The organism is Streptococcus sp. 339, assembly GCF_013277285.1.
GTDB lineage: Bacteria > Bacillota > Bacilli > Lactobacillales > Streptococcaceae > Streptococcus > Streptococcus pseudopneumoniae.
Genome location: NZ_VMMR01000023.1, coordinates 17,476 through 39,609 on the forward strand (window position 1 = coordinate 17,476; position 22,134 = coordinate 39,609).

Genomic DNA, 22,134 nt, shown 5'->3' on the forward strand with positions numbered 1-22,134 from the left:
TTTGGAGTTTTACATGTATTTTTGATAAAAAATAGGCATAGAAATTAGGAAAGTTGAAGAAAAGGAATGAAGAAGGTCTTAGTTTGTGATTTTTTACATACTTTTAAGTCTTGATGAAGTAGTTTGAACTAATATATAATTGCTAGAAATTGAATACACTACTCCTTGAGGGCATTTTGCCCTCTTTTATATTTTACAATAAGTGTAAAAAGGAGAGTTTTTATGCGTTACGGTTATGTTCGAGTATCTACAAAAGAACAAAATATTGATAGGCAATTTTCAGCATTGGTAGAAAACAAATTATCAAAAGAGAATATTTTTATTGATTACGTTTCAGGAAAAGATTTTGACAGAATGGAATATCAAAAATTATTAACTACCTTGAAAGAAAATGATGAATTGGTTATTAAATCAATTGATAGGTTGGGAAGAAACTATGATGAAATTTTAGAACAATGGCAAGCAATTACTAAGAAAAAGAAAGTAAATATAACTGTTTTAGATTTCCCCTTATTAAATACAAAGAATAGCAATGATAATATCACAGGAAAACTAATCTCCGATATCGTTTTACAAGTCCTATCTTATGTGGCACAGTTTGAAAGAGAACAAATCAAACAAAGACAAATGGAAGGAATACGGGAAGCACAGAAAAAAGGGAAGAAATTCGGCAGACCAAAATTGGTTGTTCCGAATAATCTCCCTGATGTGATAGCTCAATATAAGAAAAAAGAAATAACCTTACGAGAAGGTGCAGACATCTTAGGAGTATCAAAAAGCACCTTTCACAATTGGATAAAAAATTCATAGTTCTTGTCAAAAAACCTAGGATTTTTTGGACAGAAAATACAGTCTATTTTAGAAGCGTTTTCGTTAGAAAAAAGGTTCTAAAATCCAGCATTTTGACCAATTATTATTACACTTCCATTTTATCAAGTTTGTCCAAAAAAGTCTAGATTTTAGGACAAACTGATTATTTTACAATAAATAAAAATAGGGGGACACGAAATGGACACCAAAGCTAAAAAGTTCACACTTGCAACGATTTCAGCTCTATCACTTCTTGGGGTAGGAATTGTTACATCACAATCAGTAGTTGCTAATGATAGGCTGGTTTCCACTCAAGCAATCAAAGGTCAATCCTACAATATCTTAAACTCTGAGGTCACTAGTACTTCTTCTGGTACTACTCTAGTTGGGATTGAAGGGACTTTCTTAACGCCAGATAAACAGGCTATCTTAGATCGTATCAATGCTATTCGAAAAGAGGCAGCAGATGAAGGTCTAGTTACTAGCTATGTTCCGATCAAATGGTCAACTGAACTAGAAAAAACAGCCTTCGTTCGGGCAGCAGAAGCTTCTGTAACTAGGCATCATAAACGTTTATCTAATAAAGATATTTGGAGTGCCTGGCCTTCAGGGAATTTTTCACTAGCCGAAAACTTAGCTTGGAACTATGATGGATTTATGACAGCTATTAATCAATGGTATGACGAAAAAGCAGATTACGTCAAATCTCGTAGTGGGGCAAGTGTATCTGGTCAAACTGGACACTACGAATCCTTAATCAATTCAGAATTGACCTATATGGGTTTGGCAGCCTTTGAAAACCCTGTCACTCAAAATGGATGGATTACCGTTGCACAAAGTTTCGGAACATCATCTGGTGGCTCTGAAGAATTAGCTGGTGGTTATGGAAAGGCCATTCAATATACAGAAGCAAATTCTTCTCAGATTCAAACATTTGCGACTAAGGCGAATCTTTTTGACAAAGACTTGAAGGCAATCGGAACTCATACCAGTAAGAAAACAAAACAAGGTAAGTCTAACGGGACTAATAAACCAGGTTTCTTTTTTCAAATGCAAGATATTGGTAGGGGTATGGGTTTTTGGCGACAATCTGGTTCTCGTTGGTGGTTTATGCAACTTGATGGGTCTTACCCTTACAATCAGTGGGCAAAATTAGATAATATCTGGTATCACTTCGATAGTTCAGGTTGGATGCAAACTGGCTGGATAAAAGACAACGGCACGTGGTACTATCTCGACGGTTCAGGTGCTATGAAGACTGGTTGGTTCAAGGATAACGGTAGTTGGTATTATCTTGATAGCTCAGGTGCTATGAAAACAGGCTGGATGAAGGTATCTGGGAAATGGTACTATGCCTATAGCTCTGGTGCCCTAGCAATCAATACGACTACACCAGACGGCTATCGCGTCAATTACAATGGAGAATGGGTATAGGATAAGATTATAAAAAATAGATAAAAAGAAAAGGAATACAAAAATTATGAAAAAAATCGTTTTAACGACTACAGCAGTTTTATCACTCCTAGCAACAGGAGCTACAATTTCAAGTGTCAATGCAGCAAGTGGCGTCCCGATGGTCAAGTTCTGGTCTCCTGCAGCTAATGCTTATGTTGAAGAACCTGCTCCTGGGTATCGTGATACAGATTTAGTCGCAACAGATGTGACGCTTGTAGAAAAAAGAAAAGCACAACTTGGAGCATTTTCTGATGGTGAATTTACAACGGTTGATTGGGTAGATAATGCTTATAGACAAGAATTCTCTAAGCAATTTGCAAGTTTTGAATCCAACGGCATTGCTACATTCAACGGTAAAACAATTGTCTTTAAAGCAACAGACTATGGTATCTATACCATGAAGTTTGAATTAAATGGTACTCTCTATAAGTTAACTGCTGATGTCAGAGAAAATCTAGGAAAAGGAGGTCCTTTTTACACTTATGTAACCAAACTAGAAGTCTTATCAAATAATCAAGCAAATACTATCTCGAATACGAGTACTGAAAAACAAATAGAAGCAACAATTACAAAGGTTGAAATTCATCATTTTGGATTTAATTTTGAAGGTGTACTCTCAGAGCCACTACAACACGGAGGAGATAATGCAGCTAGAGGAAATGTTACTCTAATTGATAAGGCTACCGGAAAGATTGTGTACCAACATAATAATGATGTCATCTTTAGTGGTCTAACTAATGACGTCAACGACCAATTTCTTTTGCCTTTAATTTATAGTAATAAATTTAAAGGGGATGTTTTCGATATCAGACAGTTTCCTGCCGGAACATACATCTTGGAGATGTCTGGAGAAGCTGGCTCTCCGCACGATCACTCAGTTGATAATAGAAAACGTGTCTTTAAAGTTAGAAAAGAGGTGACTATCGGAAATCCTTCAACAAATTCAAATACTAACACCACAACTCAATCAGGTTCGAATTCATCTAGCTCGTCAACTTCTACAAGTTCGTCATCTGGAAACTATTCTAACACGGATACAACCATGACGACCCATCAGTCTAAATCTACTTGGATGTATTCGAATGGTCGCTGGTGGTATAAACACGAAGATGGCACTTATACAACTAATGACTGGGAAAAAATCAATGGTGTTTGGTATCGTTTTGATAACTCTGGTTGGATGCAAACTGGCTGGGTAAAAGACAACGGCACGTGGTACTATCTCGACGGCTCAGGTGCGATGAAGACAGGTTGGGTCAAAGATAACGGTAGCTGGTACTACCTTCAAGATTCAGGAGCTATGAAAACAGGCTGGATGAAAGTATCTGGCAAATGGTACTATGCCTATAGCTCTGGTGCACTCGCAATCAATACAACTACACCTGACGGTTATCGTGTCAGTTACAACGGTGAGTGGGTATAAAAACAATTTCAAATTGTAAGATTAAACATATGAAAAAATTATTTCTATTCAGTATTAGTATATTAGCTATCTCTATTTTAACGGCTTGCCAACATCAGAGTGAAAACACTTCTGCAACAAGTTCTGAAGCAATTGCTTCAAGTACTAGTTCAACTTTTTCTACATCGGAAGAGAAGAAACCTGATTACACCCTATATAATCCTGTTCTTAAAGAATATGCCAAAGTATTAGATGGTTCGTCAACTTCACATACAGAGATCAATTCAAAAGCAAACTTAAAAAACACTTATCCTAAAGAATATTCTGGATTACAGTATAGCTTGTATGATTTAGACCAAGACGGTACGGACGAACTTTTGATTGCCCTAAAAATGGATTCTAACTATTACGATTTATTAGATATTCGAACTCTTAAAAATGGTGAAGTTATTCGACTGACCAATGCAGAAAACAATCTGGACTTTATTGGAGAGCGAGTACATTTTAATCCTTTAGAAAATGGTTATTTTCAATTATCTACCCGAGTATCTACTAATCAAATCCAACTTAAACTATACAAGTTGAATCAGGATGGAACACTGTTAGAACTAGTCATTGAATCAGATACAGAAGAGGGACTGGGGACAAAACCACCTTCCCTTGACATAAGATCTTTCTTTTGGAAATCTGTCACAAGTCTCATAAATGGAGAAACAAGCCTTCCGTCAGAAAGTAAAGGGATGGATATTACTGCAATTCAAAATGGAGATTTTTCTAGTGTCGCAGGCACTTGGAGGAATCGTACAGGTATTGAATTCACCTTTGACAAAAATGGTTTAGTAAGTGATCATTCCAAGATTTCAATTGAACATGCTAAGGAAATTGACCACTATCTCAAGGCAAGTTCTGTTTCTAAAGATGGAGGTGCTGGTGCAGCTATTGCCTTTTTACCAGCAGGAATCCCTATAACCATGTCTGTCACCTCTTCTTCAGATAATGGCTATACTGACTCGTCTGATATTACACAAGACCGCTTATGGTTTGGACACCAACTTATCAATGGTAGTACCGAGGGATTTTTTTACAAGGTAGAATAGTTTTAATAGACTTACAAATTTATCAATAAGAATGTCGGAAAATTTTCTGATATTCTTATTTTTTTGACTTCCTTTTCGAATAGATAAGTAAGAGGAAAAAGAAAGGAGTTTGCTTTATGTATCTGCCAATTTTCTATTCATGGTTCATTAAATTATTTTTTAAATAAAATTTAATTTAGTTGTACATTTTTGAAATTTTTTTCGAATAGATAAGTGAGAAGAAAAAGAAAGGAATAAAATAATGAAAGAACATTATTACGGATTTGTTGAGCTAACTTCGGAAGAATTGACCGATATTCAAGGTGGAGAAAGTTGGGTGAAGACCCTTGCAGATTGGTACATTGGATTTCGTAGAGGTTTTGGTTTTTAGGAGGATAAGAGATGAATGAAATGAATGATAAGTATACTATTGAAGTATTAAAGGAGAGCGACTTAGCTTTGCTGGTGGGTGGTAGCAAGGAAAGTTATCAACGGGGTCTAATTACAGGTCTATTGTTACGCGGTATATTTATTGGAACCCCATTTTTTAGAAGATAAGATTTAGAAAAAATAGAACAAGAGGAGAAAAAAGATGACAAATTTTGACAAAATGGAACAGAACTTTGTAGCTCTTACAGAAGAAGAGTTGATGGATGTGGATGGGGGAGCATTGCCTCTTGTAATCGCCGGAGTGTCTATCTGGAAGATAGGTGCAGCAGTAGCAGGTGGAGCAGCAGCGCTTTTTGCTGGAGGAGCAGCTTTGGGGTATTATGCGAATAGACCATAATCTGATTGTAGTCAGAGAGGCATTTCTATGTTTTTAAAAAAAGAAGTGATATTATTAGGGGTATTGTTATCGCTACGTATTATTTTTACTATCGTTCAAATTTTAATTGATTATAAAATATTATCTGGACAGTATAGTATAAATTTTATGGATATTTCAGAAGTATTTACTTATCCAATACTCATTTTAATCATTTACATAGCAATAAAATATAATACAAAGGAGTAATGACGAATATGAACTTAGAACAATTTTATCAATTATCTGACGATGAATTAGTGGGAACAAAAGGTGGTTTTGGTCTTGCGGAAGCAGTTGGGATTGCAGGAGTACTGAATGCTGCTGTACAAATTTTTAATGCTGGTTACAAATTTGGTTCAGATTTTGCTCGTCGTGGGCGTTAGATAATGAACAGTCGCAACCTTAATCTCAATACATTGTTACCTAAACTAGCCACGATATGTCCTTTGTTGGGAATAACTCTTAATGTCGCGCTTCATGTGATTCGTACAGGTTCGTTAGTATCCTTTAATTGGCAATGGACTTTGGTTGGTTTGCTTTTCGCAGCATATTTTGGTATTTTTCGCAAAGATTTGTCAAAAAATAATCAAAACTATAAATGAAGAACATGAATCAAAAGGATTTTATGTATATGAATGGTAGCGTTTTTCCGCCATTCTTGTCAGGCAAATAGGAGTTTCTTATGAAAACATTTTTATTAGGTTTTGCTGAAGGGTATTTTATCGTATCACTCATAATCTACATCGCAACGTATTTGATGTTGAAAAATCCAATCAATACCCTATTTTATCCAGAAATTTACCCTATTTTATTTGGACTCTTTTATCTAGGATATAAGGCCAATAAAAAGCAAGTAGAGTGATCAGCTAAGAATGACTTGTTAGTCTGCGCTGAAAGTGGTTATGGTAGAATCTAAGAATGCATCACATTGGAGTTTAATATGAAATTTGTTAAATCAATACTGAAAGTTTGGCCTGAAATTATGGTATTACTTAGTTCGATGTCTTATATCATCATCAGATTAGTAGCTGATATGAATAAAGTATCTTTACCTACTTGGTTTGATAGTTTCAATATACCAACGATTGCATTATTTATGATGGTCTTCATTCTTTTATACAGAAGTAAAGAAAAAAAGAATGGATAAATTTGAGGTAGTAGACGTTCTATAGGGAATAGGTGTCTTATAGTAACGAATCAAAAAAAGGAGTAACTATGAATCGTAATTTAGAACTGTGTTATCTATTCTGACTATGAATAGATCATACCAGAGGTGGCTTAGAAATAGCAGAGACATTAAAAATTGAAGTAACTTTAAATAGGATGTCGTAAAGGTTACTATCAATGATTTATTTGTCCCAAGCTTGCCTAGGGTATCAGAAAAAAATCATTTTCCTTTCAATAGCATATTTTTAGTAGGTAGGACGTTTGTTCTGCCTATTTTTTGCCAAAAAAGTGTATTTGAGCTGTTTATTTGGAGTTTTACATGTATTTTTTGATAAAATTTGATAAAATAGGTATAGAAATTAGGAGAGTTGAAGAAAAGAAATGAAGAAGGTTTTAAGATATTTTTTAGTATTTGTTTTTCTATTTTTGATGAATATTTTCATCTTTAAGATACTAGCAACTCTGGGATTTCAGCTGAGAATGAGTGAAAAGAGTTATATTGTACCACCGCTGTTTTTGATTATCGTTTTGTACATGATTGACAAAAGAATTAGGAAGAAAAAGAAATCTTTGTAATCAACTTAAGGAGTATTACTATGGATGAGTTGAAACGTGAAATTGGTTATAAAATCAAAACTATTAGGCGATCTTGTGGAAAAACTCAGATAGATATTTGTGGTGATGAATCAGAGTTGACGATTCGTCAGCTAGCACGTATTGAAAATGGGCAAGCTTTAGCAACACTTCCTAAATTATTATTGATTGCGGATAAACTTGGAGTATCATTACAGAATATTGTGGATGTTAAGGTTATAGAGATTCCAAAAGGATTCCTAAAACTCAAAGATGAGCTGATTCATTCTCAAACCTATGCTGATAAGGGAAGAATCGAACGAAAAGAAGCTATACTTGAGGAAATATATGAAAACTATTATGAGAATTTGCCTGAGGAAGAGCAGTTAATTGTGGATGTGACACAAGCTCGTTTTGATATTTATGGTAGTTCAGATGTGACCTACGGTTTAGGGTTAGTGGAAGAATATTTCCAGCAGTTATTAAAAAAGAAATATTTTTCTGTAAATGATTTGTTGATTATTGAATTGTATTTCTTTTGTTGTGCTATGGGATTAGAAGATAAAGAACATTTTGAGGAGTTAGCTCAAAAAGTATTGCTATGTTCAGAATATGAAGATAAGGCTAGCCTAGCTCAGATGGAAAAAGTTCTTCTGAGCCTATTTATCCAAATTCAGACAGAAGATAGTCTGATATATATTCAAACATTTGAGAAAATTATTGCTAAAACAAGACATGTTTTTTACCGACCTCATCTATTTTTGCTAAAGGCAAAATATGCTTTATTTGTAGACAAGAATATTTTAGAGGCAGAAAGTTTCTATGAAAAGGCAATTTCTCTAGCAGAATTGCTAGATGATCAGATATTAGTTCAGAGAATCTTAGAAGAAAAACAAATAGATTTCTCAACAACCTGACTTCTAAGTCATGTTGTTTTTTTCATGTTTTTGTTATATTAAACCTATAAAGAAAACGCTCTCAAAAAGAAAGGAGGTTTATTATGGTTGGAACGTTATTTGTCCCTTTAAGTATAAGAGTTTGGTTCTATCTATAATATCAGGTAGAGATTAATGGAATAAAGTATTCTTATATTGGATTAAAGGAATGTTTTAATAGGTTTCCTACATTAGTATAGAGGATGAAACTCAATTTTCAATGATATAAAAGAGTGATTTGGAGATTGTGAGGGTTGAGTATGTTTATTTATGATGTAGGAAGTGTAAACTAAAAAGGAGGTAGTAATCGTATAAAAGTTAAATAGACATTATCTTTTATTGAGTCTTAGTGATATAAAAGTAATTTGATAATCTAGGAAAATGTAGTAGTAATTTATTTATTATAGATATGTTAATAAAAGTAGTATAAAATATAGACGAACATTTGAAGAGAGTTAGGAATACAACATGTGCGAATTAACTCTCAATAAAACATACATAATATACAAAAGGAGTACACTAAAATGAAATCTAAAAGAATGGAATTTCATAATAAATTTCTCATTGTTTCAGCAATGTTAGCAGTCATTAGTTGGTTAAGCTTAGGTGTTGTTTCTTTTCCTATGTTGGCTGGGACATTAGGAATTTCGACAAAAGCTGCTGCTACTGTAGTCAATTTGATTAGTGCTTATAGTACAGTTACAGCAGTAATTTCAATTGTAGGTGCAATCACAGGAGTAGGTTCTATTGGTTCGGGTATTGCAGCAACAGTTCTTTATATATTGAAAAAGAAGAGTGCTGCTCAAGCAGCTCTATGGTAGAACTAGATGAAAATACTTTCTAAAAAAGAATGTGAAAGTATTTTAGGTTATCTTAATTTTATTGGGATAACCCTTTTGTTTTTTGTTATCATAAGTTTGTCAATCTATTTTAAAAGCTATCTTCCTTTTCAAGGGAAATTATTTTTACTTTTTTTGGTAGTAGATTACGCTACTTTGAATCGTTATAATATGAAACTGCCTATCCAAAGTAAAAAAATAAATACTTTCTATATAAGGAAAAACTATATTTTTCTCTATCTTCTTGCCATTGTCAAGAAATATTATTCTTTCCAAATTTTACAATCATTCATTTATTTATTTATTTTGTATTTTCTAGATATTATTGGATATTTTTATTTATACATTACTCTTTGTTTGATAGTTATTCAAATTATTTCTTTAATTCTACCTAGTTTGTTTTCAATTATAAGTAAATTGTTCTTATTTTTATCTATAGGACTATTGTCTATAGAACAAGGACAAGTTGTAATTTATGTCATACTACTCAATTATTTTATTTTAGTCATGGGGATATTAGATAATCATGCGAGTAATTTCTATTTTAAAAGCAGTCGAATGAGCCAAAAAAGATTTCGTAGCAGTCTATTTATATTGCTTCGTTTTTGTTGGTTAAATAAAGGGTTAACTTTTTCTTTTATTTTGATTAGTATTCTTCTTTCCTATCTATTTTGGTATATGATGACGATGTTATCAATTGATGGTACAAAAATACCAATATTGTTTCTTTATACCTCAATATATATCACATTAATGGAGGCAATAATAGGGAATCATAAATCCTCAATTGGGGTAGATCTAGCTTTACTTCAATTATCTGCTCTTAATCATTCTAAAATGAATTTCTTTTTTAAGAATGCACAACTAATGATGTTGACGCATTTAATCTCTTTCTTACAATTTTCATTGTTGTTATGTTTGATTCCGGTGACAAGTTATAGTAATGATATAAAAAGTATTTTGTTGAATTTGTTATTGATTCCATTCAATTATTTTATAGCCTATGTCTATTATAAGAAAGCTCTATTTTTAATTAAAGGTACAATTAGTTTATTGAGATGGAGTTTTCTGGTTTTATATTGTTTTCTGATATTATTTGTAACTTTAGTAGGGGGCATTAGATGAGAAAAAGTGGTTTTCTGATTTACTATGTGTTATTTTGTACGGTCTGTTTTTCACTAGGTTTACTTTTAAGCTTTATATTAAAAAGTGAGACTTTTGCTACTATACCTCCGAAACTGGAATTACAATTTACATTGACAGTTTTACAGGCAAATTCTACAAATTTTTTGCTATATCTATTCTGTTTTCCGATTTCGCCCTTATTGCAACTTTTTGATTTGCTATCTTTAGGAATACAATTGGGTATATCTGGTCAGATGATTGGAATAGTAGCTACAATAAAAGGAATATTACCTCATGGTCTTATTGAAATACCGAATTTTATTTGGTATCAAGGTATGAGTCAGTATCTTTTATACCGATTATTGAAGGATAGGGGAATTGAAAATATACTTATTTATATAAAAAGTAATTTAAAATGGTATATCATTTCTTATATTTTATTAATTTTAGCAGCGTTGATAGAGGGAATTAAATTATGAAAATTGAAAATGAATCTAAAAGTTATGATAAATGTATACTGAAAAATATATCACTAGAGATTGATAAGGGAATTTACAGAGTTGAAGGAGAGAATGGTTCAGGAAAGAGCACCCTTCTACAACTTTTAGCTGGGCTAGAGACTTTTGATAGTGGTTTAAAGAATTGTGTCTCCAAAGATGTACTATACCTTGATACCAATCAGCTTGGGGTTATTCCATTTACTATAGAAGAAAATTTGCAGTTGTTGTGTGATTCTTTTCAAATCCATCTATCATTTGAGGATAAAGAACAAATTAATACTTTTTTTGATAATAAAATCGGAGATAACTATATGACAGCATCTACTGGAACAAAATTCAAATTAGGCTTATCCTTAATTTTTGCTAAAAATTGGGATTATATTTTTATTGATGAGACCTTATCAACAGTGGATGCAAGAAGTATTGATATGATTGCTAAACGTTTAATTTCCATGAAAGAAAGCTCTACTATTATATATGTATCTCATAATTTATTGAATCAAGAATTGATTAGCAAATCTCAAAGGATTTTAATAGAGGAAGGACGGGTTTATGAAATTTCAAACAAATAATAGTTTATACAAATTAATGAATCTGATTATTTATCTTTTTCTTTTATATTTGTTTATTGATTTACTGATGAAGTCGGGAATTTTAGATGAACAAATTGATAAATTATCTGAACTATCTAATCTTTTTACAATTAAAATAGAAACAATATTGACAGTGATTTCTGTTGTTTTCACATTTATAGCAACTCTTATTGAATATGGATTTTCTCTCTTTCTGATTACATTATTTTTTGATAAGGATAAGAGGAACTTTGGAGATATTCTTTTATCTAAAAATATAACCTTAAGTTTTAGCATTTTACTTTGTTACTTATTTAATCCATCGGATATAAAGTTTGCTTATTTCAGCATATTGACAGTATTACTAATTGGGATAACAAATTATGCGAGATTTAAAAATTTAAGATTGACAGTAGTATTTTCTGTACCATTTTTATTTAATGCTATAGTGTCTATTATAAATAGTTTTTAGAAATACTAAAATTTCTTTTCTTTACTTAATAATGACACGAAATCATTTCGGTTTTATTAACTTGGAATTCTTATATTTTCTAGGTAGAACGTTTGTTCTGCCTATTTTCTTTATCCAAAAAGTGCAGTTGGGAGGGAGATAGGCGCATTTGGGGAGGAAGTCCAGTTTTTGTTTGAGGATTGGGGTAAGATAGTTGTTATCAGATGAGTTTATACTCTTCGAAAATCAAATTCAAACCACGTCAACGTCGCCTTGCCGTATATATGTGACTGACTTCGTCAGTCCTATCTACAACCTCAAAACNNGATTTTCATTGAGTATTAGGAAAAAGGAGATGAAGATGAAATTTGGGAAACGTCACTATCGTCCGCAGGTGGATCAGATGGACTGCGGTGTAGCTTCATTAGCTATGGTTTTTGGCTACTATGGTAGTTATTATTCTTTGGCTCACTTGCGAGAATTGGCTAAGACGACTATGGATGGGACGACGGCTTTGGGCTTGGTCAAGGTGGCAGAGGAAATTGGTTTTGAGACGCGAGCAATTAAGGCGGATATGACGCTCTTTGACTTGCCAGATTTGACTTTTCCTTTTGTTGCCCATGTTCTTAAGGAAGGAAAATTGCTCCACTACTATGTGGTGACTGGGCAGGATAAGGATAGCATTCATATTGCCGATCCAGATCCTGGGGTGAAATTGACCAAACTGCCACGTGAGCGTTTTGCGGAAGAATGGACAGGAGTGACTCTTTTTATGGCACTTAGTCCAGACTACAAGCCTCATAAGGAACAAAAGAATGGTCTGCTCTCTTTTATCCCTATATTAGTGAAGCAGCGTGGCTTGATTGCCAATATCGTTTTGGCAACACTCTTGGTAACCTTGATTAACATTGTGGGTTCTTATTATATGCAGTCTATCATTGATACCTATGTGCCAGATCAGATGCGTTCGACGCTTGGGATTATTTCTATTGGGCTGGTTATCGTCTATATTCTCCAGCAGATTTTGTCTTACGCTCAGGAGTATCTCTTACTTGTTTTGGGGCAACGCTTGTCGATTGATGTGATTTTGTCCTATATCAAGCATGTTTTTCACCTGCCTATGTCCTTTTTTGCGACACGTCGGACAGGGGAAATCGTGTCTCGTTTCACGGATGCTAATAGTATCATCGATGCGCTGGCTTCGACCATTCTTTCGATTTTCCTAGATGTGTCAACAGTTGTCATTATTTCTCTTGTTTTATTTTCACAAAATACCAATCTCTTTTTCATGACTTTATTGGCACTTCCTATCTACACAGTGATTATCTTTGCCTTTATGAAGCCGTTTGAAAAGATGAATCGGGACACCATGGAAGCCAATGCGGTTCTGTCTTCTTCTATCATCGAGGACATCAACGGTATTGAGACTATCAAGTCCTTGACTAGTGAAAGTTCACGTTATCAAAAGATTGACAAGGAATTTGTGGATTATCTGAAGAAATCCTTTACCTATAGTCGGGCAGAGAGTCAGCAAAAGGCTCTGAAAAAAGTTGGCCATCTCTTGCTCAATGTCGGCATTCTCTGGATGGGGGCTGTTCTGGTCATGGATGGCAAGATGAGTTTGGGGCAGTTGATTACCTATAATACCTTGCTGGTTTACTTTACCAATCCTTTGGAAAATATCATCAATCTGCAAACCAAGCTTCAGACAGCACAGGTTGCCAATAACCGTCTGAATGAGGTCTATCTGGTAGCCTCGGAGTTTGAGGAGAAGAAAACGGTTGAGGATTTGAGTTTGATGAAGGGAGAGATGACTTTCAAGCAGGTTTACTATAAGTATGGCTATGGTCGAGATGTCTTGTCGGATATCAATTTGACCGTTCCCCAAGGGTCTAAGGTGGCTTTTGTGGGGATTTCAGGGTCAGGTAAGACGACCTTGGCCAAGATGATGGTTAATTTTTACGACCCAAGTCAGGGAGAGATTAGTCTGGGTGGTGTCAATCTCAATCAGATTGATAAAAAGGCTCTGCGCCAGTATATTAACTATCTGCCTCAACAGCCCTATGTCTTTAACGGAACGATTTTGGAGAATCTTCTCCTTGGAGCCAAGGAAGGGACGACTCAAGAGGATATCTTACGGGCGGTCGAATTGGCAGAGATTCGGGAGGATATCGAGCGCATGCCACTGAATTACCAGACAGAATTGACTTCGGATGGGGCAGGGATTTCAGGTGGTCAACGTCAGAGAATTGCTCTGGCGCGTGCTCTCTTGACAGATGCGCCGGTCTTGATTTTGGATGAGGCGACTAGCAGTTTGGATATTTTGACAGAGAAGCGAATTGTCGATAATCTCATGGCTTTAGACAAGACCTTGATTTTCATCGCCCACCGCTTGACCATTGCTGAGCGGACAGAGAAGGTGGTTGTCTTGGATCAAGGCAAGATTGTTGAAGAAGGAAAGCATGCTGATTTGCTTGCACAGGGTGGATTTTACGCCCATTTGGTGAATAGCTAGAAAGAGGAGAGGATGAAACCAGAATTTTTAGAAAGTGCGGAGTTTTATAATCGTCGTTACCATAATTTTTCCAGTCGGGTGATTGTACCCATGGCCCTTCTGCTCGTATTTTTGCTTGGATTTGCAACATTTGCAGAGAAGGAGATGAGTTTGTCTACTAGAGCTACTGTCGAACCTAGTCGTATCCTTGCAAATATCCAGTCAACTAGCAACAATCGCATTCTTGTCAATCATTTGGAAGAAAATAAGCTGGTAAAAAAGGGAGAACTGTTGGTTCAATACCAAGAAGGGGCAGAGGGTGTCCAAGCGGAGGCCTATGCCAGTCAGTTGGACATGCTCAAGGATCAAAAAAAGCAATTGGAGTATTTGCAAAAGAGCCTGCAAGAAGAGGAGAACCACTTTCCAGAGGAGGATAAATTTGGCTACCAAGCCACCTTTCGCGACTACCTCAGCCAAGCAGGCAGTCTTAGGGCTAGTACATCGCAACAAAATGAGACCATCGCGTCCCAGAATGCAGCAGCTAGTCAGACTCAAGCCGAAATCGGCAACCTCATCAGTCAAACAGAGGCTAAAATTCGCGATTACCAGACAGCTAAGTCAGCTATTGAAACAGGTGCTTCCTTGGCCAGTCAGAATCTAGCCTACTCTCTCTACCAGTCCTACAAGTCTCAGGGTGAGGAAAATCCGCAAGCTAAGGCCCAGGCAGTGGCGCAGGTTGAAGCGCAGCTTTCTCAGTTAGAATCTAGTCTTGCTACTTACCGTGTCCAGTATGCAGGTTCAGGTACCCAGCAAGCCTATGCGTCAGGTTTAAGCAGTCAATTGGAATCTCTCAAATCCCAACACTTGGCAAAGGTTGGTCAGGAATTGACCCTTCTAGACCAGAAAATCTTGGAAGCAGAGTCAGGCAAGAAGGTTCAGGGAAGTCTTCTAGACAAGGGGAAAATTACGGCGAGTGAGGATGGGGTGCTTCACCTTAATCCTGAGACTAGTGATTCTAGCATGGTTGCAGAAGGTGCCCTACTAGCCCAACTCTATCCATCCTTGGAAAAAGAAGGGAAAGCCAAACTTACAGCTTATCTAAGTTCAAAAGATGTAGCAAGAATCAAGGTCGGTGATTCTGTTCGCTATACTACGACTCATGATGCCAAGAATCAACTTTTCCTAGATTCTACTATTACCAGCATAGATGCTACAGCTACCAAGACTGAAAAAGGGAATTTCTTTAAAATTGAAGCGGAGACTAATCTAACTTCTGAGCAGGCTGAAAAACTTCGGTACGGGGTGGAAGGCCGTCTACAGATGATTACGGGGAAGAAAAGTTATCTGCGTTATTATTTGGATCAATTTTTGAACAAAGAGTAATGTTCGTGTTTTTAGAGTTAAATAATTTTTAAACTGTGAGAAAGATTCTTCTTGCAGTTTTTTCTTTACAATTTTTGAAAAATATCTGCCGTTTATTCGGTTAAATTCTTGTAATTTTAGGTTTTTTATGGTAGAATGTGCTCAAGTAATACGAAAGGCGAACTTTAAAATGTCAAAACAATTGATCTATTCGGGAAAAGCTAAAGATATCTATACAACTGAGGATGAAAATCTTATTATTTCAACTTACAAGGACCAGGCGACCGCTTTCAATGGTGTTAAGAAGGAGCAGATTGCGGGCAAGGGAGTGTTGAATAATCAGATTTCATCTTTTATTTTTGAGAAATTAAATGCGGCTGGTGTGGCGACTCACTTTGTGGAGAAGCTTTCAGACACGGAACAACTCAATAAAAAGGTTAAGATTATTCCTTTGGAAGTCGTGCTCCGCAACTATACTGCTGGTTCCTTTTCAAAACGTTTTGGTGTAGACGAAGGTATCGCATTTGAGATTCCGATTGTCGAATTTTACTACAAAAATGATGATTTGGATGATCCATTTATCAATGATGAGCATGTGAAGTTTCTAAAGATTGCGGATGACCAGCAGATTGCCTACTTGAAGGAAGAAACTCGCCGTATCAATGAACTTTTGAAAGCCTGGTTTGCTGAGATTGGCCTCAAGTTGATTGACTTTAAGCTAGAGTTCGGTTTTGACAAGGATGGCAAGATTATCTTGGCAGATGAATTTTCACCAGATAACTGTCGCTTGTGGGATGCGGATGGCAACCACATGGATAAGGATGTTTTCCGTAGAGGATTGGGAGAACTAACAGACGTTTACGAAGTGGTCTGGGAGAAGTTGCAAGGTTTGAAATAATCTGTTTGCAACGGAAAACCTTCGTCTCTCAACTAAAAGGACTCAGTTTGAAAAGGTTCCCCAGACCTTTTCACTCCGTAGGGGATTGGGAGAACTAACAGACGTTTACGAGATTGTCTGGGAAAAGTTGCAGGAATTGAAATAACAGCCTCAAGGCTGTTTGGGAACATTGCAAGAGCTTAAATAAAGGAATAAGAATTGATGGATAAACGTATTTTTGTTGAAAAAAAGGCTGATTTTCAGGTCAAGTCAGAGAGTTTGGTTAGAGAACTCCAGCATAGCTTGGGACTTTCAAGCTTGAAAAGTATTCGTATTGTGCAAGTGTATGATGTATTTGATTTGTCAGAGGACCTGTTTGCACCTGCAGAGAAACACATTTTCTCTGAGCAGGTGACAGACCATGTTTTGGACGAAGCGGCTGTGCAGGCGGATCTTGCCAACTATGCTTTCTTTGCGATTGAAAGCCTACCAGGGCAGTTTGACCAGCGTGCAGCATCTTCACAGGAAGCCTTGCTTTTACTAGGAAGTTCGAGTGATGTAACGGTTAATACAGCCCAACTTTACTTGGTGAATAAAGATATTGATGCGACTGAGTTGGAAGCGGTCAAGAACTATCTGCTCAACCCAGTTGATTCTCGTTTCAAGAACATCACAACAGGGATTGTCAAGCAGGAATTTTCAGAGTCAGACAAGACCATTCCGAAATTGACTTTCTTTGAAAGCTATACAGCAGAAGACTTTGCTCGCTACAAGGCTGAGCAAGGGATGGCCATGGAAGTGGATGATTTGCTCTTTATCCAAGACTATTTCAAGTCAATGGGGCGCGTGCCAACTGAGACGGAACTCAAGGTTTTGGACACTTACTGGTCTGACCACTGCCGTCACACGACTTTTGAGACTGAGTTAAAGCAGATTGATTTCTCAGCTTCTAAATTCCAAAAACAATTGCAGTCAACTTATGACAAGTATATTGCCATGCGTGATGAGTTGGGACGTACGGAAAAACCACAAACCTTGATGGATATGGCGACTATTTTCGGTCGTTATGAGCGTGCTAATGGACGTTTGGACGACATGGAAGTGTCTGATGAAATCAATGCTTGCTCAGTAGAAATCGAAGTGGACGTTGATGGTGTGAAAGAACCATGGCTCCTCATGTTTAAAAACGAAACCCACAATCACCCAACTGAGATTGAGCCATTTGGTGGGGCTGCTACTTGTATCGGTGGAGCCATTCGTGACCCATTGTCAGGTCGTTCATATGTCTACCAAGCTATGCGTATCTCAGGTGCGGGTGATATTACAGCACCGATTTCGGGAACGCGTGCTGGTAAATTGCCACAACAAGTTATTTCTAAAACAGCGGCTCATGGTTATTCTTCATATGGTAACCAGATTGGACTTGCGACGACCTATGTTCGTGAGTATTTTCACCCAGGCTTTGTAGCTAAACGCATGGAGCTTGGTGCCGTTGTTGGTGCGGCTCCCAAGGGCAATGTTGTCCGTGAAAAACCGGAAGCGGGTGATGTCATTATCCTTCTGGGAGGTAAGACTGGACGTGATGGTGTCGGTGGTGCGACAGGTTCTTCTAAAGTTCAAACAGTTGAGTCTGTAGAGACTGCTGGTGCTGAGGTTCAAAAAGGGAATGCTATCGAAGAACGCAAGATTCAACGCCTTTTCCGTAATGGCAATGTCACTCGTCTTATCAAGAAATCTAATGACTTTGGTGCTGGTGGAGTCTGTGTGGCTATCGGTGAATTGGCAGACGGTCTTGAAATCGACCTTAACAAGGTGCCTCTTAAATACCAAGGCTTGAATGGTACAGAAATTGCCATCTCTGAATCTCAAGAACGGATGGCAGTCGTGGTTCGTCCTGAGGACGTAGATGCCTTTGTTGGAGAATGTAACAAAGAGAATATTGACGCTGTTGTGGTTGCGACAGTGACGGAAAAACCAAATCTAGTCATGCACTGGAATGGTGAGACAATCGTGGACTTGGAACGTCGTTTCCTTGACACCAATGGTGTGCGCGTGGTCGTCGATGCTAAGGTTGTGGACAAGGATGTCAAACTCCCAGAAGAACGTCAAACATCTGCTGAAACCCTTGAAGCGGATACTCTTGAAGTCTTGTCTGATCTCAACCATGCGAGTCAAAAAGGATTACAGACTATCTTTGACTGTTCTGTCGGTCGTTCAACGGTCAATCACCCACTTGGTGGTCGCTACCAACTCACACCAACTGAGGCTTCTGTACAAAAATTGCCAGTTCAACATGGAGTAACTCATACTGCGTCAGTCATGGCTCAAGGTTTCAACCCATATGTAGCTGAATGGTCTCCATATCACGGTGCTGCCTATGCGGTGATCGAAGCAACTGCTCGTTTGGTGGCTGCTGGTGCCAACTGGTCTCAGGCTCGTTTCTCTTACCAAGAGTACTTCGAGCGCATGGATAAACAAGCAGAGCGTTTTGGTCAGCCAGTAGCAGCTCTCCTAGGATCTATCGAGGCACAAATTCAGCTTGGTTTGCCATCTATCGGTGGTAAGGACTCTATGTCTGGTACTTTTGAAGAATTGACAGTGCCACCAACCTTGGTAGCCTTTGGAGTGACGACGGCAGATAGCCGTAAGGTGCTTTCGCCAGAGTTCAAGAATGCTGGTGAAAACATCTACTACATCCCAGGCCAAGCCCTCTCTGCAGAAATTGATTTTGACTTGATTAAGTCTAACTTTGCTCAGTTTGAAGCCCTTCAAAAGGCTCACAAAGTAACAGCAGCTTCAGCTGTTAAATACGGCGGTGTGCTTGAAAGTTTGGCACTTGCTACTTTTGGAAGTCATATCGGTGCAGAGGTAACCTTGCCTGAACTAGAAACGGCTTTGACAGCACAATTAGGTGGATTTGTCTTTACTTCTCCTGAAGAAATTGCTGGAGTAGAGAAGATTGGACAAACGAAAGCAGCCTTTACACTGACTGTCAACGGTGTGAAGCTAGATGGACACAAGCTTGACAGTGCTTTCCAAGGCAAATTGGAAGAAGTTTACCCAACAGAGTTTGCCCAAGCTAAAGAACTAGCTGAAGTACCAGCTGTGGTATCAGATGTTGTGATTAAAGCCAAAGAAAAGGTTGAAAAACCTGTGGTTTACATCCCAGTCTTCCCAGGAACCAACTCAGAATATGACTCAGCCAAGGCCTTTGAGAAAGAAGGTGCAGAGGTAAACTTGCTGCCATTTGTGACCTTGAATGAAGAGGCTATTGTCAAGTCAGTTGAAACTATGGTTGACAACATCGGCAAGGCAAACATTCTCTTCTTTGCAGGTGGATTCTCAGCTGCGGACGAGCCAGATGGATCCGCTAAGTTTATTGTCAACATCCTGCTCAATGAAAAAGTCCGTGTGGCTATTGACAGCTTTATTGCCCGTGGTGGCTTGATTATCGGTATCTGTAATGGATTCCAGGCCTTGGTCAAATCAGGTCTTCTTCCATACGGGAACTTCGAAGAGGCCAGCAGTACTAGCCCAACCCTCTTCTACAATGATGCCAACCAACACGTGGCCAAGATGGTGGAAACTCGCATTGCCAATACTAACTCACCATGGCTTGCTGGAGTGGAAGTTGGTGAGATTCATGCCATTCCTGTTTCGCACGGTGAAGGGAAGTTTGTCGTGACAGCTGAGGAATTTGCAGAGCTCCGTGACAATGGTCAAATCTTTAGCCAATATGTTGACTTTGACGGCAAACCAAGTATGGACTCTAAGTACAATCCGAATGGTTCTGTCCATGCCATCGAAGGAATTACCAGCAAGAACGGCCAAATCATCGGTAAGATGGGCCACTCAGAACGTTATGAGGAAGGTCTTTTCCAAAATATCCCAGGAAATAAAGACCAGCACCTGTTCGCGTCAGCGGTTAAATACTTTACTGGAAAATAAGACTTGCAGATTTTCTAATAGATAGTATCAATAATGTAAAAGTCATGTAGATCTAGGTCATGATGATTGCAAATGTTTTGTTTTGCGAGTGAAGGAGCTCCTACCGTATCATTCCGCTCTACTGAAGGAATGATACACAAATGAAAATTAGGTATAAAAATGACATACGAAGTAAAATCTCTTAATGAAGAATGTGGTGTTTTCGGTATCTGGGGACATCCAGATGCTGCTAAATTGACCTATTTTGGTCTCCACAGTCTTCAGCACCGTGGTCAGGAGGGGGCAGGAATCCTCTCCAATGATCAGGGACAATTGAAGCGCCATCGTGACATGGGGCTTTTATCAGAAGTCTTCAGAAATCCAGTTAATTTGGATAAATTGACAGGAACTAGTGCGATTGGTCATGTGCGTTATGCGACTGCTGGCGAAGCTTCTGTAGATAATATTCAGCCTTTCCTCTTCCGTTTTCACGATATGCAGTTTGGATTGGCTCATAATGGAAACTTGACCAATGCGGCCTCTCTCAAGAAAGAATTGGAACAAAGAGGCGCGATTTTCAGCGCGACTTCGGACTCGGAAATCTTGGCTCATCTCATTCGTCGCAGCCATAATCCGAACTTGATGGGCAAAATCAAGGAGGCACTCAGCCTAGTTAAAGGTGGTTTTGCCTATATCTTGCTGTTTGAGGACAAGTTGATTGCGGCTCTTGACCCCAATGGTTTCCGTCCGCTTTCTATCGGGAAAATGGCTAACGGAGCGGTGGTTGTTTCCTCTGAAACCTGTGCTTTTGAGGTTATTGGTGCTGAATGGATTCGTGATTTGAGGCCAGGTGAGATTGTGATCATTGATGACAAGGGCATCCAGTATGATAGCTATACAGATGATACTCAGTTAGCAATCTGTTCTATGGAGTATATCTATTTTGCCCGCCCTGATTCTAACATTCATGGTGTCAATGTTCATACGGCACGTAAACGTATGGGTGCCCAATTGGCGCGTGAATTCAAGCATGAGGCGGATATCGTGGTCGGTGTACCCAATTCTTCCCTCAGCGCGGCTATGGGATTTGCGGAAGAATCAGGCTTGCCAAATGAAATGGGACTTATCAAGAACCAATACACCCAACGTACCTTTATCCAACCGACTCAAGAATTGCGGGAGCAAGGGGTGCGGATGAAACTCTCTGCTGTTTCAGGCGTTGTAAAAGGCAAGCGTGTGGTTATGATTGATGACTCTATTGTACGTGGGACGACCTCTCGTCGTATCGTTCAGCTATTGAAAGAAGCGGGAGCGACTGAAGTTCACGTTGCTATTGGAAGTCCAGCGCTTGCTTATCCATGCTTCTACGGGATTGATATCCAGACCCGTCAGGAGCTAATTGCGGCCAATCATACTGTTGAAGAAACTCGCCAAATCATTGGTGCGGACAGTCTGACTTATCTTTCTGTTGAAGGGTTGATTGATTCAATTGGTATTGAAACGGATGCGCCAAATGGCGGTCTCTGTGTCGCTTACTTTGACGGTGATTACCCAACGCCTCTCTACGACTATGAAGAAGACTATCGTCGAAGTTTGGAAGAAAAGACCAGTTTTTACAAATAGATGACAGATTCTCCATTAAAGAAAAGGAATATAAAAATGACAAATAAGAATGCTTATGCTTCACGTCTCACTACTGACTAAAAGTTAAAGCATTTGTCAGTAGACGCTTTCTCCTATGGGACCAAAGCTAGAGACCTG

General features: G+C 37.8%; 25 protein-coding genes. All 25 read left to right on the forward strand.

Annotated features, from left to right (window positions below; genetic code table 11):
- Positions 1–222 precede the first annotated feature (222 nt).
- A complete protein-coding gene (locus HT736_RS02810) occupies positions 223–810 on the forward strand; it encodes a recombinase family protein (protein WP_023935475.1) in 588 nt (195 codons plus the stop codon).
- Between the two features lie 198 nt (positions 811–1,008).
- Entirely contained in the window at positions 1,009–2,244 is a 1,236-nt protein-coding gene (locus HT736_RS11940) for a CAP domain-containing protein (protein WP_023935473.1), read from the forward strand.
- A gap of 46 nt (positions 2,245–2,290) precedes the next feature.
- Positions 2,291–3,688 (forward strand): N-acetylmuramoyl-L-alanine amidase family protein, encoded by a 1,398-nt coding sequence (locus HT736_RS02820; protein ID WP_000725077.1) that lies wholly within the window; start codon positions 2,291–2,293, stop codon positions 3,686–3,688.
- 29 nt (positions 3,689–3,717) lie between these two features.
- The gene (locus HT736_RS02825) at positions 3,718–4,764 is read left to right on the forward strand and encodes a DUF6287 domain-containing protein (RefSeq protein WP_000732623.1); all 1,047 of its coding nucleotides are present in this window, start codon (positions 3,718–3,720) and stop codon (positions 4,762–4,764) included.
- 241 nt (positions 4,765–5,005) lie between these two features.
- Positions 5,006–5,134, forward strand: a complete 129-nt coding sequence (locus HT736_RS02830) for a smi_0059.1 family bacteriocin-like peptide (RefSeq protein ID WP_000658224.1) — start codon at positions 5,006–5,008, stop codon at positions 5,132–5,134.
- Positions 5,135–5,145: 11 nt separating this feature from the next.
- Positions 5,146–5,301: a hypothetical protein gene (locus HT736_RS02835; protein ID WP_001004584.1), complete on the forward strand. Its 156-nt coding sequence runs from the start codon at positions 5,146–5,148 to the stop codon at positions 5,299–5,301.
- Between the two features lie 34 nt (positions 5,302–5,335).
- Positions 5,336–5,530: a class IIb bacteriocin, lactobin A/cerein 7B family gene (locus HT736_RS02840; RefSeq protein WP_000180815.1), complete on the forward strand. Its 195-nt coding sequence runs from the start codon at positions 5,336–5,338 to the stop codon at positions 5,528–5,530.
- Positions 5,531–5,557: 27 nt separating this feature from the next.
- Positions 5,558–5,758, forward strand: a complete 201-nt coding sequence (locus HT736_RS02845) for a hypothetical protein (protein WP_000478865.1) — start codon at positions 5,558–5,560, stop codon at positions 5,756–5,758.
- Positions 5,759–5,766: 8 nt separating this feature from the next.
- Positions 5,767–5,934, forward strand: coding sequence for a class IIb bacteriocin, lactobin A/cerein 7B family (locus HT736_RS02850; protein ID WP_001047582.1), 168 nt, complete (start codon positions 5,767–5,769; stop codon positions 5,932–5,934).
- Between the two features lie 3 nt (positions 5,935–5,937).
- Entirely contained in the window at positions 5,938–6,153 is a 216-nt protein-coding gene (locus HT736_RS11620; RefSeq protein ID WP_078374288.1) for a bacteriocin immunity protein, read from the forward strand.
- An 80-nt stretch (positions 6,154–6,233) separates the two neighbouring features.
- Positions 6,234–6,413, forward strand: a complete 180-nt coding sequence (locus HT736_RS02855) for a hypothetical protein (protein WP_000846989.1) — start codon at positions 6,234–6,236, stop codon at positions 6,411–6,413.
- 78 nt (positions 6,414–6,491) lie between these two features.
- A complete protein-coding gene (locus HT736_RS02860; RefSeq protein ID WP_000673799.1) occupies positions 6,492–6,698 on the forward strand; it encodes a bacteriocin immunity protein in 207 nt (68 codons plus the stop codon).
- A 401-nt stretch (positions 6,699–7,099) separates the two neighbouring features.
- Positions 7,100–7,294 carry a hypothetical protein gene (locus HT736_RS11625; protein WP_000757183.1) on the forward strand — a complete coding sequence of 65 codons (195 nt, stop codon included), beginning with the start codon at positions 7,100–7,102 and terminating at the stop codon, positions 7,292–7,294.
- A gap of 20 nt (positions 7,295–7,314) precedes the next feature.
- Positions 7,315–8,208: an XRE family transcriptional regulator gene (locus HT736_RS02865; protein WP_172930732.1), complete on the forward strand. Its 894-nt coding sequence runs from the start codon at positions 7,315–7,317 to the stop codon at positions 8,206–8,208.
- A gap of 542 nt (positions 8,209–8,750) precedes the next feature.
- Positions 8,751–9,047: an uberolysin/carnocyclin family circular bacteriocin gene (locus HT736_RS02870; protein WP_000837727.1), complete on the forward strand. Its 297-nt coding sequence runs from the start codon at positions 8,751–8,753 to the stop codon at positions 9,045–9,047.
- A 6-nt stretch (positions 9,048–9,053) separates the two neighbouring features.
- On the forward strand, positions 9,054–10,190 hold the full coding sequence (locus HT736_RS02875; protein ID WP_000698830.1) for a hypothetical protein: 1,137 nt from the start codon (positions 9,054–9,056) through the stop codon (positions 10,188–10,190).
- Complete coding sequence (locus HT736_RS02880; protein WP_001232096.1) at positions 10,187–10,669, forward strand: stage II sporulation protein M; 483 nt, start codon at positions 10,187–10,189, stop codon at positions 10,667–10,669. The genes HT736_RS02875 and HT736_RS02880 overlap by 4 nt, the downstream gene beginning before the upstream one ends.
- The gene (locus tag HT736_RS02885) at positions 10,666–11,262 is read left to right on the forward strand and encodes an ATP-binding cassette domain-containing protein (RefSeq protein ID WP_000687786.1); all 597 of its coding nucleotides are present in this window, start codon (positions 10,666–10,668) and stop codon (positions 11,260–11,262) included. The genes HT736_RS02880 and HT736_RS02885 overlap by 4 nt, the downstream gene beginning before the upstream one ends.
- Positions 11,243–11,734: a hypothetical protein gene (locus HT736_RS02890; RefSeq protein ID WP_000671988.1), complete on the forward strand. Its 492-nt coding sequence runs from the start codon at positions 11,243–11,245 to the stop codon at positions 11,732–11,734. The genes HT736_RS02885 and HT736_RS02890 overlap by 20 nt, the downstream gene beginning before the upstream one ends.
- Before the next feature lie 340 nt (positions 11,735–12,074).
- Entirely contained in the window at positions 12,075–14,228 is a 2,154-nt protein-coding gene (comA, locus tag HT736_RS02895) for a peptide cleavage/export ABC transporter ComA (RefSeq protein ID WP_172930733.1), read from the forward strand.
- Positions 14,229–14,240: 12 nt separating this feature from the next.
- Complete coding sequence (gene comB, locus HT736_RS02900; RefSeq protein WP_000801586.1) at positions 14,241–15,590, forward strand: competence pheromone export protein ComB; 1,350 nt, start codon at positions 14,241–14,243, stop codon at positions 15,588–15,590.
- 169 nt (positions 15,591–15,759) lie between these two features.
- Entirely contained in the window at positions 15,760–16,467 is a 708-nt protein-coding gene (gene purC, locus HT736_RS02905) for a phosphoribosylaminoimidazolesuccinocarboxamide synthase (protein WP_000043293.1), read from the forward strand.
- A 1-nt stretch (position 16,468) separates the two neighbouring features.
- Positions 16,469–16,612 carry a phosphoribosylaminoimidazolesuccinocarboxamide synthase gene (locus tag HT736_RS12055; protein ID WP_078374291.1) on the forward strand — a complete coding sequence of 48 codons (144 nt, stop codon included), beginning with the start codon at positions 16,469–16,471 and terminating at the stop codon, positions 16,610–16,612.
- A gap of 56 nt (positions 16,613–16,668) precedes the next feature.
- Positions 16,669–20,394 (forward strand): phosphoribosylformylglycinamidine synthase, encoded by a 3,726-nt coding sequence (locus HT736_RS02915; protein ID WP_172930734.1) that lies wholly within the window; start codon positions 16,669–16,671, stop codon positions 20,392–20,394.
- A gap of 159 nt (positions 20,395–20,553) precedes the next feature.
- Entirely contained in the window at positions 20,554–21,996 is a 1,443-nt protein-coding gene (gene purF, locus HT736_RS02920) for an amidophosphoribosyltransferase (RefSeq protein WP_172930735.1), read from the forward strand.
- The last annotated feature ends 138 nt before the right edge of the window (positions 21,997–22,134 follow it).

What these genes read in the sequence shown, in the direction of transcription:
- comA (WP_172930733.1), top strand. Translation starts at nt 12,075, where the DNA reads ATGAAATTTGGGAAACGTCACTATCGTCCGCAGGTGGATCAGATGGAC.
- HT736_RS02840 (WP_000180815.1), top strand. Translation starts at nt 5,336, where the DNA reads ATGACAAATTTTGACAAAATGGAACAGAACTTTGTAGCTCTTACAGAA.
- HT736_RS02825 (WP_000732623.1), top strand. Translation starts at nt 3,718, where the DNA reads ATGAAAAAATTATTTCTATTCAGTATTAGTATATTAGCTATCTCTATT.
- HT736_RS02845 (WP_000478865.1), top strand. Translation starts at nt 5,558, where the DNA reads ATGTTTTTAAAAAAAGAAGTGATATTATTAGGGGTATTGTTATCGCTA.
- HT736_RS02860 (WP_000673799.1), top strand. Translation starts at nt 6,492, where the DNA reads ATGAAATTTGTTAAATCAATACTGAAAGTTTGGCCTGAAATTATGGTA.
- HT736_RS11625 (WP_000757183.1), top strand. Translation starts at nt 7,100, where the DNA reads ATGAAGAAGGTTTTAAGATATTTTTTAGTATTTGTTTTTCTATTTTTG.
- HT736_RS02865 (WP_172930732.1), top strand. Translation starts at nt 7,315, where the DNA reads ATGGATGAGTTGAAACGTGAAATTGGTTATAAAATCAAAACTATTAGG.
- HT736_RS02875 (WP_000698830.1), top strand. Translation starts at nt 9,054, where the DNA reads ATGAAAATACTTTCTAAAAAAGAATGTGAAAGTATTTTAGGTTATCTT.
- HT736_RS11940 (WP_023935473.1), top strand. Translation starts at nt 1,009, where the DNA reads ATGGACACCAAAGCTAAAAAGTTCACACTTGCAACGATTTCAGCTCTA.
- HT736_RS02835 (WP_001004584.1), top strand. Translation starts at nt 5,146, where the DNA reads ATGAATGAAATGAATGATAAGTATACTATTGAAGTATTAAAGGAGAGC.
- HT736_RS02855 (WP_000846989.1), top strand. Translation starts at nt 6,234, where the DNA reads ATGAAAACATTTTTATTAGGTTTTGCTGAAGGGTATTTTATCGTATCA.
- HT736_RS02880 (WP_001232096.1), top strand. Translation starts at nt 10,187, where the DNA reads ATGAGAAAAAGTGGTTTTCTGATTTACTATGTGTTATTTTGTACGGTC.
- purC (WP_000043293.1), top strand. Translation starts at nt 15,760, where the DNA reads ATGTCAAAACAATTGATCTATTCGGGAAAAGCTAAAGATATCTATACA.
- purF (WP_172930735.1), top strand. Translation starts at nt 20,554, where the DNA reads ATGACATACGAAGTAAAATCTCTTAATGAAGAATGTGGTGTTTTCGGT.
- HT736_RS02890 (WP_000671988.1), top strand. Translation starts at nt 11,243, where the DNA reads ATGAAATTTCAAACAAATAATAGTTTATACAAATTAATGAATCTGATT.
- HT736_RS02915 (WP_172930734.1), top strand. Translation starts at nt 16,669, where the DNA reads ATGGATAAACGTATTTTTGTTGAAAAAAAGGCTGATTTTCAGGTCAAG.
- HT736_RS02830 (WP_000658224.1), top strand. Translation starts at nt 5,006, where the DNA reads ATGAAAGAACATTATTACGGATTTGTTGAGCTAACTTCGGAAGAATTG.
- HT736_RS02810 (WP_023935475.1), top strand. Translation starts at nt 223, where the DNA reads ATGCGTTACGGTTATGTTCGAGTATCTACAAAAGAACAAAATATTGAT.
- HT736_RS02885 (WP_000687786.1), top strand. Translation starts at nt 10,666, where the DNA reads ATGAAAATTGAAAATGAATCTAAAAGTTATGATAAATGTATACTGAAA.
- HT736_RS11620 (WP_078374288.1), top strand. Translation starts at nt 5,938, where the DNA reads ATGAACAGTCGCAACCTTAATCTCAATACATTGTTACCTAAACTAGCC.
- comB (WP_000801586.1), top strand. Translation starts at nt 14,241, where the DNA reads ATGAAACCAGAATTTTTAGAAAGTGCGGAGTTTTATAATCGTCGTTAC.
- HT736_RS02850 (WP_001047582.1), top strand. Translation starts at nt 5,767, where the DNA reads ATGAACTTAGAACAATTTTATCAATTATCTGACGATGAATTAGTGGGA.
- HT736_RS02820 (WP_000725077.1), top strand. Translation starts at nt 2,291, where the DNA reads ATGAAAAAAATCGTTTTAACGACTACAGCAGTTTTATCACTCCTAGCA.
- HT736_RS02870 (WP_000837727.1), top strand. Translation starts at nt 8,751, where the DNA reads ATGAAATCTAAAAGAATGGAATTTCATAATAAATTTCTCATTGTTTCA.